Source organism: Simiduia curdlanivorans, assembly GCF_030409605.1.
GTDB lineage: Bacteria > Pseudomonadota > Gammaproteobacteria > Pseudomonadales > Cellvibrionaceae > Simiduia > Simiduia curdlanivorans.
Genome location: NZ_JAUFQG010000004.1, coordinates 297,609 through 311,732, shown reverse-complemented (window position 1 = coordinate 311,732; position 14,124 = coordinate 297,609). Strand labels below are relative to the sequence as shown.

The window sequence follows — 14,124 nt, the reverse complement described above, 5'->3', positions numbered from 1 at the left end:
TCGTGGCGAGTTCGTATAAAAATTTAATCATCGCAGGCGCAGCGCTCTTCTTTATTGTGATTTTCTATGCTTACTGGGAAGTTAATAGAAGCCAAGCGTTAATAAACACTGCTGAAGATCCTGTTGCATCTTTAACTAGGGGCTTTACTGATGCGGAGGAGGATTTTCAGGATGGGCATGCGCACTTTCTGCGGTATGACGGTGAGTATCTAGGCGTTTCAGCTTATGAAGCGACTTATCTCTTTAACGATCATGCCCAGCCTTTTCAGCTGTTTTGTATTTTTGGCTTGTATGTAGATGATCTAGCGTTGCGAATTTCAAGTTATGAATACAATGCTGTTTATGTAACTGCATATAATACCCGCCTCAAAACCTTAGCAAGTACACATTCAACGCCTTCGTCATAGGTTCCCTGCAACCTACTATTTTGTAGCTTGCAGGGCTACCCTCACCTTGCGGCTAAAAAAGTTCAGATGAATGCCCATTGATGGATATCCAATTACTTAAGCTTCCGCGCTAGAAGATGTTTTAAACACCACCGGCGGTAGCAAGAAAGTCCGCCTCAGGCAGCTTTCCAGAGTATACGCATCCTCTCTGAGTTACTCATTTCACAGAAAGCACAAATCTGTCACTTATTACTGGTACATTTGTGCGAACCATCCTAAAGTTGCGTGTGGGTATTTTTAGGGATCATTTTTAAGGAGAAAAGATGAACAAGCACTTACGCCTAGGTTTATTTGCCATCGGACTGTTGTCGCCCCTGTGTGTGGGTACTGTGGCCGCGGACTCAGTAGACCGCACCGTACTTCCCATTGCCGAGCCAGTTTACCCGGCTAGCGCCGAACTCGATGTTCGCAAGGCCACGCCACCGCCGCGCTTCCAGGTGACCGCGCCCAAGGGTGCGCCCAACGTGGTGATCGTGTTGATTGACGATTTAGGCTTCGGCGCTACCAGTGCTTTTGGCGGCCCCATTCCGACGCCCACCTTGAATGGCCTGGCCAAGTCTGGCCTGCGCTACAACAACTTCCATACCACCGCACTTTGCTCGCCCACCCGCGTGGCGCTGAAGTCTGGCCGCAACCACCACACCGCCAATGCGGGTTCGATCATGGAAACCGCCACCGCCTTTCCAGGTAACACCGGCGCTATTCCCAATAGAGTTGCACCGCTGGCTGAAATGTTGCGCTTGAACGGTTTTAGCACCGCCGCCTTCGGCAAGTGGCACGAAACCGCCGCTTGGGAAACCAGCGTGTCTGGGCCCTTCGATCGCTGGCCAACACGCCAGGGTTTCGACAAGTTTTACGGCTTCATTGGTGGTGAAACCGACCAATGGGCGCCGCTTATTTACGACGGTGTGAAGAAAGTTAACCCACCGAAAAAAGACGATTACCACTTCACCGAAGACATGACCGATCAAGCGGTGAATTGGGTCAAGGCGCAGCAGTCGATGACGCCAGACAAACCTTTCTTTATGTACTTTGCCACCGGTGCCGTGCACGCGCCGCACCATGTACCGAAAGAGTGGATTCAGAAATTCCACGGCAAGTTTGATGCCGGCTGGGACAAGGTACGCGAGGCCAGTTTCGCGCGCCAAAAAGCCGAGGGCATTATTCCGAAAGATACCAAGCTGCCAGCGCGCCCCGCTGATTTGCCGGCATGGGATAGCCTACCCGAAGACCATAAAAAACTGTTTCGTCGCCAGGCAGAAGTGTTTGCCGGTTTCGTTGGCCACACAGATCACAACGTAGGTCGATTGGTATCGGCCATTGAGGAAATTGGCGAGCTAGACAACACGCTAATTTTTTACATAGCCGGTGACAACGGTACCAGCGCCGAAGGCGGCATGGTGGGTATGTACAACGAAATGACCTACTTCAACGGCGTGCAGGAAAAAGTTGAAGACCTGCTGCCATTGATGGATAAGTGGGGCAGCAAGGAAACTTTCCCGCACATGTCTGCAGGTTGGGCTGTGGCGTTTGATTCACCTTTTGCCTGGACTAAGCAAGTCGCCTCTGACTTCGGCGGCACGCGCAACGGTACCGTGGTTCATTGGCCCAAGGGCATTAAGAAAGGCAATGCCATAAGAACACAATTTAGCCACGTGATTGATGTGGCCCCCACCATTATGGAAGCGGCTAACTTGCCCGAACCCAAAGTGGTGAATGGCACGGCGCAAATACCCTTCGAAGGCACCAGCATGGTGTACAGCTTTAATGATGCAACGGCAAAAGATCGCCACACCACCCAGTACTTCGAAATTTTTGGTAACCGCGCTATCTATCACGACGGCTGGTTTGCTCGCACCATTCACCGCGCGCCTTGGCAAACGGGGAAACAAAAACCACTGGCAGAAGATACTTGGGATCTTTACAACGTCAACGCGGACTTTAGCCTAGCCACCAACCTTGCCAGCGAGCAGCCGGAAAAGTTGAAGGAAATGAAGGCGCTGTTCATGAAGGAAGCGCAAAAGTATAACGTGCTGCCCATTGACGACCGCACCATCGAACGCGTTAACCCCGCGCTCGCTGGGCGCCCTGACCTTATGGCCGGGCGCACAGAATTGACCTTATACGAAGGCATGGAAGGGATGATGGAAAACACGTTTATTAACGTGAAAAATCGCTCTAAAACCCTCACCGCTGAATTAGAAATACCCAAGGCCGGCGCCTCCGGTGCCATTTTGGTTCAGGGCGGGCGTTTCGGTGGTTGGTCTCTGCACATGCGCGACGGCAAGCCAGCCTATGAATACAACTGGCTAGGCCTTGAGCGCTTTGTAGTGGAAAGCCCTAAGGCGCTGCCGTCGGGTAAATCAACGGTAACGCTGAACTTTGCCTACGATGGTGACGGCTTAGGCAAAGGCGGCATGGCAACGCTGTTGGTAAACGGCAAGCAAGTGGCGCAAGGGCGAATTGGAAAAACCCAGCCCATGATTTTCTCGGCCGATGAGACGGCCGATGTGGGCCTAGACAACCAAACCCCTGTGGCTCTGGGTATCGGCTATGGCCCAGATGAAACCAAGTTTACCGGCAAGATCAATAAGGTCACCGTAGAACTGAAATAACCGCAACAGCAGTGCCGGCTTTTTTCAAAAAGCCGATAAAAGGTGGCCCAATTGGGTCACCTTTTTTTATTCGGGGGCGAGGTTTTATTGAAATGCCCCTGCCAATTCCTTCGCTATGTCCTTTTGCTTTCCGCAAAGCCACTTTACCTGCTTGGCCGTTGCGTGATTCGCCTCGATTTTACCTTAAACAGTCGGTCTCTAAATACGACATTAATTGTGGTTTAATCTACGCCTTAGGTGGCGTAGCAAAGTGCCTGCCTTCTCTAATAGATTCAGTAACCCGAGTGGAGCCCATTCTGGTTGAAGCCTTTAATTACATTAGGTCGATAATGAGACAGGAATTGAGAGCGAAGGTTGTTGCGGTTTGCAATAAAAAAATTGCCGCTAAGGGTGAGGGCGTCGGGGTTTCGTTCTATGCGTTTTTCGCCAATAAAAACGATGATCCAGAGTTACTTATGGAAGCTGCCACTTGGTGGATACAAACCCATAAGCTAGATCATTTTGTTAAGGCCCGTAAAATTATCGATATGATCGACGCTGGAATGTAAATAAATTTCACCTTGAAAAAGTGGACAATTTGCTTTTCTCATCTGATTAGTAAGTATTCTTCAGTCGCTTTCGATATCGAAAGGTAGCTATATGCATTATTTGACTTCATTGTTAACCATACTGTTGTGCGTGGGTTGTACTTTGACATCCTTCCCCATCCAGCAGGCGCCTAATGCTAATAGCAAAGCCGTTGTGTTTGATATTGACGGCACCTTAACGCCAAGACCTATGGCCGTCTTCTCTGTGCGTGAGGATGCGGCCAGTACAGTGCAATTGTTTTCCGAGCGCGGTTATAAAATTATTTATTTGAGTGCTCGGGTTGCGCTATTGCAGCGAGCTATTCCTGGCTGGCTAGCTGACAACGGCTTTCCGGAGGGCAGCATTCATGTGCCAGCAAATACTGAGGATAGCGGTGATCACGCGGCATTTAAGGCGCGCGTACTGAATCAATACAAAGACAGGGGGTGGCTGCTTGTTGCCGGCTTTGGCGATTCAGCCACAGATTTCGAGGCCTATGCCCAGGTGGGTATAGATGCGAGCTCCGTCTTTGCACTGCAGCGTCAAGGTGAGGAAGCGTGTTTACCGGGCGTTTGGGTGACCTGTTTTAGCACTTGGTCTGGGCAGCGAGCGTTGATGGAAACGTGGATTCGAGATAACCAAGCGAGACCAGCCTTAAATTGAGGCGTTGTTAGGTGAGCTGGCTGTGTCCTTCTTTTTCGACAGTGTTGAAGCCAGAGCAACTACTCGCGAGATGCCGCCTTCAAAACATCAATTAACTGAGCCTTCTTTTAATAAGGCGTCGCTGTGTATAGGTGTTGTTCTACTTGTCCTAACAGGTTGGGTAGCGCCAAGCACGGCGCCTAAAACGGCTGCATTAGCGGCTTCGAAACCTACTCCCAATCTTGGTGTAGACCCGTTAAATGGTGTAGGCTAATCGCCAAATAATAAAGAAATAGATGTGGGGCGATGGATACAGTTCTGTTTAATTTTCACGATGTGGTGTTGATACTCCTGAGTTTTGAGTGTCTGTTGGTGGCGGCTATTTTGAGCCTGAGCCAGCCCAATCGACCGCTGAGTACCTGGTTTTTTGTGGGTTTTTTGCTGTGCCATAGTTTTATGGCTCTGCACGAGCTTATTTTCTGGGGCAAAGAGTTTAGGTTGTGGATGCTGGACATCTCGCCCAACTTTTTCTTCTTAGGTAGCTACAGCTATTACCTCGATGGCCCGCTGCTTTATCTCTTTGTACGCTCGCTTCTGTATAAAGACTTTACCTTAGCCCGGCAAAATCTTTGGCATCTTCTGCCCTTAGCGCTTTACGCCTTTTTGTTGGTAATAACATTTTATAGCCTTGACTTTAGCTCGCGCTACCAGCTGATTGAAACCCAGCACATTGCCTACTCTTCGCCGTTTCTTTATTTCGACGCGGCGAGTAAATATTTGCGGGTTTTTTATGCCTGCGTGGGCCTGTTGATGGTGATGAACTATGGCCGGCGTCTGCAGGACTCGGTGGCCAATATTAACCGCCAAGACTTGGTGTGGCTCAAGGCGATGATGCTGACCATGCTGTTGCTCTACGGTATGGATGCGTTGCTGCTCTCGGTCAAGCTCGCTGGCCTGTGGCAGCAAAACTTTAACATGAACCTGCTCAATGACTTAGGCGTAAGCGCTTATCACCTGAACTTTATTGCCATTAATATCCTTGTATTGTTGAAGTTTTCTCGCTTTGAAACGGTTGAAGCGATTGATTCTCCGGAAGTTCATGGCGCTGAGGCCGAAGACCCAGAAGAACTGGAGGCCATTGCCCGCATGGAGGCGGGTATGCAAGACCCTGAGATATACGCCATCGCCAATATCACCCTCGACAAACTGGCCAGCGCTTTGGATATCACCCCACGCAAGCTATCCGGCCTATTGAAATTTCATTACAAGATGAACTTCTATGAGTTCGTCAATCGGCACCGGGTAGAGCAGGCCAAGATCCGCCTGGCAGACCCGGCGCAAGACCATAAGTCCATCATCGATATTTTTTATGAGGTGGGTTTTAACTCCAAGTCTGTGTTTAACACCTTCTTTAAGCGCATGGAAAATATGACTCCAAGCCAGTATCGAGACAGCCAGCGGGAGCTAAACGCCAAGCAGGGCAAGGGGATTTTTGATCATTAGTTGTAAGCCGCAGGCCACAGGCCGCAGGCCGCAAGCCGCAAGCTGCAAGGTCGGCGCCGCCCCCTTCAAGTTGGGACCCGCTCCCTAGCTGAACAGGTAAGGGCAACCAAGCCTTAGGTCACTTGTAAGCTGGTGCTTGGGCGTCTGAGTCTCTGCCTTTAGGCTTGCTTGCAGCTTGCAGCTTGCAGCTTGCAGCTTGCAGCTCCTTCCCCATCCAAGTGAGCGTTTGCCAACCATGGTGCCCTTGCTGGCTGGCGTTCGTTTTAACTCGAACCTATGTCAGCGGCGAAATTATTCCGTAAGAACCCGTGTTTAATAAGCCGAACGCCTTTTTAACTTAGGTCGAACGACAAGGTTTTGTTTGCGTTTTAGTTTAGAGCCGATCTCCAGCGGGTCTGCCGACTATCAGCCCTTTGCCAAGGTGAGTGATGGGTGATGGTGGTTAGTCGCTGGGGCTAAGCGGTCGCGTTTAAGTCAATCAAGCGGATCGCAACGAGCATGAAACGCAAAAACACATTCTAATAATAGGTAGGTATTCCATGGTTAGGCACTTGTCTAAAAAGCACCCCACTTCCCTCGCCATTGCCGGCTTGCTGGCAGTGGCTGGGCACTCGTCATCGATGGCGCAAGAAGCGTCCGTTGGGCTGGAAGAAATTGTGGTAACCGCAGAGCGGCGCGCGGCGTCTTTGCAAAGCACCGCCATTGCAGTAACGGCGATGAGCCAGGAAACGCTGATCGAAAACGATATCTTAAACGTTACAGGTTTAACGGGTTTTGTGCCGAACTTGGTGGTGTCGGGGCAAGAAGATCAATCCGATATCAAAATTTATATTCGCGGCGTGGGCACCAATAACCCAACGGAAACCGGCGACCAGGGTGTTGGCGTTTACGTAGATGGCGTGTTCGCCGCACGTGCGCAGGGCGCGTTGGCGCTGATGTACGATTTGGAAAACGTGCAGGTTTTGCGCGGTCCGCAAGGTACCTTGTTTGGCCGCAACAATACCGGTGGCGCCATGTTGCTAACCACTAAACGGCCCGGTAAGGAATTGGAAGGCGACTTCCAAATGACCTACGGCAGCTACAATCGGCAGCAGGTTTCGGGTGCCGTAACTCTGCCGGTTAGCGAGCAATTTTCCGTGCGCGTGGCAGCCTATTCGGATCAAGACGACGGCTGGGTAAAGCCAATTGATACCGATCCGCGCGGTTTAGATGGCCAGTGGTCTGGCCCCACAACACTGCGCACCGCCGACAACGTGGGCATGAAATTAAATAACACCGACGTGCGCTCGGCGCGTTTGACCGGCCTGTGGGATATTAGCGAAAACTTGCAGTGGCTGATGTCGTTTGAGACCTTCGCCGACCAAGGTAACACCGGTGTTTTGTTAAACCCAGTTGAAGTGGAAAAAGGCAACTACAGCGCCTTCATCGATTCGCCGGTGGCCTTAGATATGCAAAGCGACGTGGTGCGCTCGACAATCAGTTACGACATTACCGATGGCATAAATGTCGAGTACATTTACGGTGGCAGCAACTTAAGTCGCGAGCAAGTGGTAGATCAAGATGCCGGCGTGTTGTCTATGTTTCAAGAGGCGCGCACTGAATACCAAGATTCAACCGCGGCGAGCCACGAGTTGAAATTGCAAAACACCGCTGGCGATATGTTCGACTGGACCGTTGGCCTCTACTACTTCGAAGAAGAAACCGCGATACGCTTTGACTTCGATGGCGATGGCCCTTGGTTGAATCGCCGCGGTGCAACCTTCATTCAACCGGCCCGTGGCTCTGAGTCCCAAGCGGCTTACGGTCAGCTGACCTATCACGTCACCGACGCTCTATCCCTAACCGGCGGCCTGCGCTACACCGACGACCTCAAGTACGATCGCGGTGGCCGCAATTATGGCGACGATTGCGACGGCTATATTCGTCCAACCTTGGGCGGCTCGGCCTTGGTCACCTTCGAAGATTTCTTAAACAATCGCACCGGCGCCGAAGGTGCAGACGGCCTCGATGACTTAACCGGTTTGGAGCGCACACGCGGCAGCTGCAAAGCCGATAAACGCAACGACGTGGAAGTTGACGATAGTCAAGTGACCTATTTAGTGCGCGCCAGCTACGAATGGGATGATCAACTGGCCTATGTCAGTGTCGGCTCTGGTTATCGCGCTGGTGTTATTCAGGATGGTGGCGCTGCCACTAACCCAGAGAACAGCACCAGCTATGAAGTGGGCTATAAAGTTGACTTCGAAAAAGTGCGCTTCAATGCCGCCGCATTTTTCATGCAGTACGACGATTTGATTCGCTCGGGTTACGACGAAGAGGAAAATCAAATTGTTAACTCCAACGTTGCCGGTGCAGAAATTTCCGGCTTGGAGGTGGAGTTGACTTGGTTGGTGGGTGATGCCGGTGTGGTTGATTTCTCGGCTGGCTATCTCGATGCGGTTTACACAGATTACATCGTCGACAACGGTGGCTATGGCGACAACAACACGCCGGTATTAGATGAAAATGGCGAACCCACAGGTTTGTATGACTTGGCTGGTAATCACCTGCCCCAATCTCCGGAGTTTAATTTCAACTTTGGCTTCCATTGGGATTTCCAAATGGCCAAGGGCACGCTGACACCGCGTATTAATGTGCGCTATTTAGATGATGTGTATTTCCGCGATCAAAACGAAAACAGCGCGCCGGTTAATAATGTGATCAACAACGTACAGCAAACCGGTATTGCTTACGGCAACCCAGCCGGACAGGACGCGCACACTAAGGTCAATTTAGGTTTGATGTATGACTCAGGTGAAAACTGGCATGTCGATGTGTTCGTCAATAATGCAACTGACGAAATGACCAAGTCGAGCTCTTCGGTGGATAACAATACCGCCGCTGGCTTCCCTGGCCGCTATTCGGCGCCGCGTACGGTGGGTGTTCGCTTCGGTGCGAGCTTCTGAGTAAATGCGAGTGGTGATGGCGAGCTCTGCTGCAGAGCTTGCCCGTCCGAACCTAATAATTCGATGGTGAAAACATGAACTTCAAACTGAAAAACACCCTAAAAAATATTGTAAACCTTCAACCTGTGCCGACTTGCGTCGCCTTGTCCGCGCTATTACTGCTGCCCGGTTGTGGCAGCGATAAACCCAACCCAATTGTGCCGGTGCCACCCGCTTTTGAGGAGCCAAAGGCTGGAACCGAAAGTTATTCCGCACTCAAGGCGCAGGGTACCCTGTGGCAAAACGTGGAGGGTCAGAAAGTTTCCCTGCGCGGCATTAACCTGGGCAACTGGTTGTCTATGGAGTTGTGGATGTTCGATTCCAGCGAAGATCCCTTAGGAGCCGATATTCCAGACCAATGCACTTTGGAAGCGGTGTTGACCGACCGCTTTGGCGCCGATGAAAAAGATCGCATCATTAAATTACACCGCGATTCTTGGCTGACCGATGCCGATTGGGATGCGATGGCAGAAGCTGGCTTTAATGTGGTTCGCATTCCTTTCCCTTACGACCTGATCGAAGACGAGCAGAATCCAAAAACCTTGCGCGCCGATGCCTGGAGCTATTTAGATGCGGCAATTGCCAAGGCTAAAGCGCGCGAGATGTACGTTGTGTTGGACTTGCACGGTGCTGCTGGTCGCCAGGGTACAGAGCAACACACCGGTTGCGCCGATCAAAATGAACTCTGGGATAGCGCCGTTTATCGCGATAGAACCGTGTGGCTGTGGCAACAAATTGCGCAGAAATATAATGGCGAAGCCACAGTGGCCGGTTACGGTTTGTTGAATGAACCCTGGGGTACTGACTCGGAAACCTTAACTGAATTTTCGCTAGAGCTGTACAAGGCTATTCGCGAAATCGATCAGGATCACATCATCATTCTTGCTGGTCACAATGCCGATGGCATCTCCAGTTATGGCGATCCACTCGATTTGGGCATGGAGAACGTCGCCTTTGATATGCACTTTTACCCAGGTTTGTTTGGCTGGGGTAACATTGGTTACGGTGTACATCGCGATTGGATTACCTGTGGCGAAGATGGCACCGGCGGCGTGTGTGATTGGGCGCGACTTGCGCGCAACGTCTATACGCCGGTATTGGTTGGCGAAATGCAACCCTGGACCGGCCTCGGCGACATGGGTGGCGAAATTACCCGCGCCAGTTTTGACAAGTACAATGAACTTAACTGGGCGGCTACCGCTTGGTCGTTAAAGACCACGTCTAAATCGGGTGGTGTTGGCAATGGCCAGTGGGGCTTGATAACCAACAATGGCAATCAATTGCTCGCCAAGGCGCAAACCTGGAGTTGCAATAACTGGGAAAGCAGTTTTGCAAACGCCTGCGATATTCCCGCGCGCAGTACCACGCCCTTCGCCGGTGAAGGCGACAAGACCATGTACTTAGCCATCAAAACCGGTTCCTTTAATGGCACCGATGTTACCTACGACAGCATTCAATTAACTAACGATGCCACGGGTGAAAACATAGTTGTCAACGGCGAGTTTGGCACCGATGCGAACTGGAACAAAATCCAAATCTGGGGCGACCCGCACGATTACGATTACAACTACGCGGCCGGTGAAGTGGCCGGCGTTGATAGCTCGCCAAGTTTACGGGTAACAGCAGCCGCGGGGCATAACACGGTAATTTATCAACCCGTGGTGGTTGAAGGTGGTCAGTCTTACACCCTATCGGGCCGGTTTAAAGATAACGGCGCTGGTGGCAACGACATGTGGGCCGAAATTTATCTGGTGCCCGAAGAGCCGCAGTGGTGGAACGATGTGGATGGCCGCGCGCTGCCGCGGGTTGATATCAACAACGACAGCATCGAAGCCATCGAAGATTTCTTCGCCGCCTTTGCCAGCATGGATTACCTGCGCAACGAAGCGGTGATGACGGCGTTAACACAAGAGCAACCGGCGCAAATTTTTACCAACATTCCGTCCAAGGCAAGCGACATACTTGTTGTGGCATCCGACACGGCCAATGATGTGTCTTGGACTGCGGCAACGGGCGATGTCGATGGCTATCGCGTTTACCGCTCAACCGCTCCGCGCTCGGGTTTTGCGGTTATCGAAGAAGTCACTGACACCCGCTACAGCGATACTGATCTGCAACCGGAAACTACTTATTACTACTATGTTGCTGCGTTCAATAGCACCGATGAAGGTTATGCCAGTGAGATTGCCGCAAGCGGTCCTACTTTCTATACCCTGCCAAGCAAAATTGAAGCAGAAAACTATACCGCCGCGCACCCAGGAGTAAAAACCGAAGGCGCTGGTGATATTGGTGGTGGCTCCAACGTCGGCAGCTTTGAAACCGGCCGTTGGGTCGAATACGAAGTGAAGGTAAATGAAGCCGGTGATTTTGATGTGGATTTCCGCTTAGCCAGTTTAGTGGGCAATGTTCGCTTTTCCGTCGAACTTGACGGTGTGGTATTAGACACAGTGACAGTGCCCAACACCGGCGGTTGGCAAACCTACACCACGGTGACTCGCAGCCTTAGCTTGCCGGCTGGCAATGCCAAGTTGCGTTTAACCTCGCTCGACAATCAGTGGAACTTAAATTGGATTGAGTTTCGCAGCGCCGACTAAGCGCTCTGATATGTAGATCGGCTAACCAGTGTTCGCGTCTTAGGGCGCGAACACATCTGTAATTAATGTAGATGGATTTGTCAGGCGTGGCTCGGTTTAACACAAGCACGAGTGCTAACCCATTGCGCAAAATTTTAGGCATGGGCTGACAAGGGAGATGAGAATGAAAACTGCTAGAGCTCTATTGGCTGTACTAGCCGTCAGTGCCGCGACGCTGCTAAGCGCGTCTTGCACCAATGAAAAACCTGCACCGCAAAATACGCCCAGTGCAGCGCTTGATCCGCGCGTAGAAGAAATTCTCGCATCGCTAACACTGGAACAAAAAATAGGCCAGCTATCGCTGCGCGATTGGGGCACCTATGAAACCGAAGCGGCGATTGCGGCGGCCTATGTAGACGTGAAAGCCGGTCGTATTGGGGGCTTTCTCAACGTCAGTTTCAATAAATTACAACCTAATGCCTTCTCGGATTTACAAACCGCGGCGGTGCAAGAAAGTGCGTCAGGTATTCCGCTGTTATTTGGCCAAGACGTGATTCACGGCTATAAAACTATTTTTCCCATTCCGCTCGGCCAGGCAGCGAGCTGGAACCCAGAGGTTGTTGAAGCCGGTGCACGGGTGGCGGCCAAGGAGGCGTCCAGTGCTGGCATCAATTGGACCTTCGCGCCCATGATCGATATTAGTCGCGACCCGCGCTGGGGCCGCATTGCCGAAACCTTAGGTGAAGACCCGCACCTCACCTCGGTGTTGGGTGTTGCCATGACCAAAGGCTTTCAAACCGATGATCCATCTCGGCCCGATGCCTTGGCCGCGAGTGCAAAACATTTTGCCGGTTATGGCGCGGCCGAAGGTGGGCGCGATTACAACGCGGCTAACATTCCTGAAAATCTTCTGCGCGATATCTACCTTCCGCCTTTTAAAGCCAATGTCGACGCAGGCTTGCTCACCATAATGAGTTCCTACAACACACTCAACGGCGTGCCAGCTACGGCTAATCAATTTTTATTAAAAGATATCTTGCGCAAAGAGTGGGCCTTTGATGGTTTCGTGGTAAGCGATTGGAATGCGGTGTTAGAAATGATTCCCCATGGCGCAGCAAGCGATGACAAGCACGCGGCGCAACTGGCGCTAGACGGCGGCGTGGATTACGAGATGCACACTGCTACCTATCAACAGCAGCTGCCGGCTCTTGTGGCCGAGGGAAAAATTACCGAAGCGCAAATTGATCAAGCCGTGCGCCATATGCTCAAAGTGAAGTTAGCACTGGGCCTATTCGATAATCGCGTCGCCGAGCAAAAAATACAGCCAGCGTTTTTAACGGAAGAGTATCTCGATACCGCCAGAGCGGCAGCGCGAGAATCTTTTGTGCTGCTAAAAAATAGCGCCGCTACCCTGCCATTGAAAAAGCAGCAGAAAATAGGCTTGGTCGGGCCCTTGGCCGATGTGCCGCACGAGCAATTGGGCACTTGGATCTACGATGGCGATAAAAAAGATAGCCGCAGCCTTTTGCCCGCCTTAACAGAGTATTTGGGTGGTTCGGAAAATATTGTGTTCGCGCCGACGTTAAAAAATAGTCGCGATCTTTCCAGCGCAGCATTTGCCACAACGCTAAAGCAAATTGCCGATGTGGATGTCATTCTATACATGGTGGGCGAGGAGTCGATTTTATCCGGTGAAGGCCATAGCCGTGGCGATATCAGTTTACCTGGCGCGCAGCGGCAGCTGCTCGACGCACTGGCCACGACCGGCAAACCCATTGTGATGGTTATCATGGCGGGTCGACCTATCGCCCTAGAAGGTGCAGAAAACATTGTCGACGCGCTGATGATGGCTTGGCACCCGGGTACTATGGCAGGGCCCGCCTTGGTTGACGTTTTATTTGGCGATTACGCACCGAAAGGTCGGCTACCGCTTACCTGGCCAAAGGCCTCCGGCCAGATTCCTATTTATTACAATCATCTTGCCACGGGGCGCCCGGCAACTGACGATAATTACACCAAAATTCAAGACATTGAACAGGGCGTGTTTCAGCATGTGCCTGGCAACTCGTCTAATTTATTGGACTATGGTCACCTACCGCAGTTTCCCTTCGGCTATGGTTTGACCTACGGCAAGGTCAATTACAGCGATTTACAGATTAGTCATTCGCAACTTAAGCGCGGGGGTAATCTTGACATTAGTGCCAAGGTTTCAAATGCCGGCGACTATGACATTGAAGAAGTGGTGCAGTTGTATATTCGCGATAAGGTGGCGACGGTTGCGCGCCCAGTGCGCGAATTAAAAGATTTTAAACGCGTACAGCTGGCGCCGGGCGAGTCGAAAACGGTGTCTTTTAGCCTGCAGGCATCACAACTCGCTTTCCACAATGCGCAGATGCAATATTTGGCTGAGCCGGGTGAGTTTGATGTGTGGATTGCACCTAATGCCGAGGCTGGCTTAAAGGAATCGTTTACCCTTACGGATTAATCGCCCTAGCTAACGCTGTTCAAATAAACTAGCTCTATTAGCGTCACTCTAATAGATACTGATAGTACCAAACTCTCCCGCGACATAACTGGGGGACAGCAGTGCTGATAATACCCTCGTTGCGCCCTTCACTCTTGAAGGGCTTTTTTTTTCAGAAACACCTCAGTCGAACTCCAAAAACACGCAGTTCGAACGACGCTAGGGCTTTGCTCACGTAGTTTCGCCCTGTTGTGGAAGCTTTCCTACAGCAACAGCGGTTTAGCGAAGGCTACAGGTTTGTTTGCCTGGTTCGCTACGCCAAAAAAATAA

8 protein-coding genes are annotated in these 14,124 nt (G+C 51.4%); all 8 read left to right on the top strand.

The features are described from left to right. Nucleotides 1-2 precede the first annotated feature (2 nt). The 8 genes from QWY82_RS01625 (at nucleotide 3) to bglX (ending at nucleotide 13,815) form a co-directional block, all read left to right on the top strand. Nucleotides 3-407, top strand: coding sequence for a hypothetical protein (locus tag QWY82_RS01625; protein ID WP_290259388.1), 405 nt, complete (start codon nucleotides 3-5; stop codon nucleotides 405-407). A gap of 302 nt (nucleotides 408-709) precedes the next feature. After that, nucleotides 710-3,061, top strand: a complete 2,352-nt coding sequence (locus QWY82_RS01620; protein ID WP_290259387.1) for an arylsulfatase — start codon at nucleotides 710-712, stop codon at nucleotides 3,059-3,061. Nucleotides 3,062-3,390: 329 nt separating this feature from the next. After that, on the top strand, nucleotides 3,391-3,609 hold the full coding sequence (locus QWY82_RS01615; RefSeq protein ID WP_290259386.1) for a DUF6500 family protein: 219 nt from the start codon (nucleotides 3,391-3,393) through the stop codon (nucleotides 3,607-3,609). Between the two features lie 91 nt (nucleotides 3,610-3,700). Further along, nucleotides 3,701-4,291: an LNS2 domain-containing protein gene (locus tag QWY82_RS01610; protein WP_290259385.1), complete on the top strand. Its 591-nt coding sequence runs from the start codon at nucleotides 3,701-3,703 to the stop codon at nucleotides 4,289-4,291. 285 nt (nucleotides 4,292-4,576) lie between these two features. After that, nucleotides 4,577-5,773, top strand: a complete 1,197-nt coding sequence (locus QWY82_RS01605) for a helix-turn-helix transcriptional regulator (protein ID WP_290259384.1) — start codon at nucleotides 4,577-4,579, stop codon at nucleotides 5,771-5,773. Nucleotides 5,774-6,324: 551 nt separating this feature from the next. Next, nucleotides 6,325-8,718, top strand: coding sequence for a TonB-dependent receptor (locus QWY82_RS01600; RefSeq protein ID WP_290259383.1), 2,394 nt, complete (start codon nucleotides 6,325-6,327; stop codon nucleotides 8,716-8,718). A 74-nt stretch (nucleotides 8,719-8,792) separates the two neighbouring features. Beyond that, nucleotides 8,793-11,351 (top strand): cellulase family glycosylhydrolase, encoded by a 2,559-nt coding sequence (locus QWY82_RS01595; protein WP_290259382.1) that lies wholly within the window; start codon nucleotides 8,793-8,795, stop codon nucleotides 11,349-11,351. Nucleotides 11,352-11,514: 163 nt separating this feature from the next. Next, on the top strand, nucleotides 11,515-13,815 hold the full coding sequence (gene bglX / locus QWY82_RS01590) for a beta-glucosidase BglX (RefSeq protein WP_290259381.1): 2,301 nt from the start codon (nucleotides 11,515-11,517) through the stop codon (nucleotides 13,813-13,815). Nucleotides 13,816-14,124 lie beyond the last annotated feature (309 nt).

What these genes read in the sequence shown, in the direction of transcription:
- QWY82_RS01620 (WP_290259387.1), top strand. Translation starts at nt 710, where the DNA reads ATGAACAAGCACTTACGCCTAGGTTTATTTGCCATCGGACTGTTGTCG.
- QWY82_RS01615 (WP_290259386.1), top strand. Translation starts at nt 3,391, where the DNA reads ATGAGACAGGAATTGAGAGCGAAGGTTGTTGCGGTTTGCAATAAAAAA.
- QWY82_RS01610 (WP_290259385.1), top strand. Translation starts at nt 3,701, where the DNA reads ATGCATTATTTGACTTCATTGTTAACCATACTGTTGTGCGTGGGTTGT.
- QWY82_RS01605 (WP_290259384.1), top strand. Translation starts at nt 4,577, where the DNA reads ATGGATACAGTTCTGTTTAATTTTCACGATGTGGTGTTGATACTCCTG.
- QWY82_RS01595 (WP_290259382.1), top strand. Translation starts at nt 8,793, where the DNA reads ATGAACTTCAAACTGAAAAACACCCTAAAAAATATTGTAAACCTTCAA.
- bglX (WP_290259381.1), top strand. Translation starts at nt 11,515, where the DNA reads ATGAAAACTGCTAGAGCTCTATTGGCTGTACTAGCCGTCAGTGCCGCG.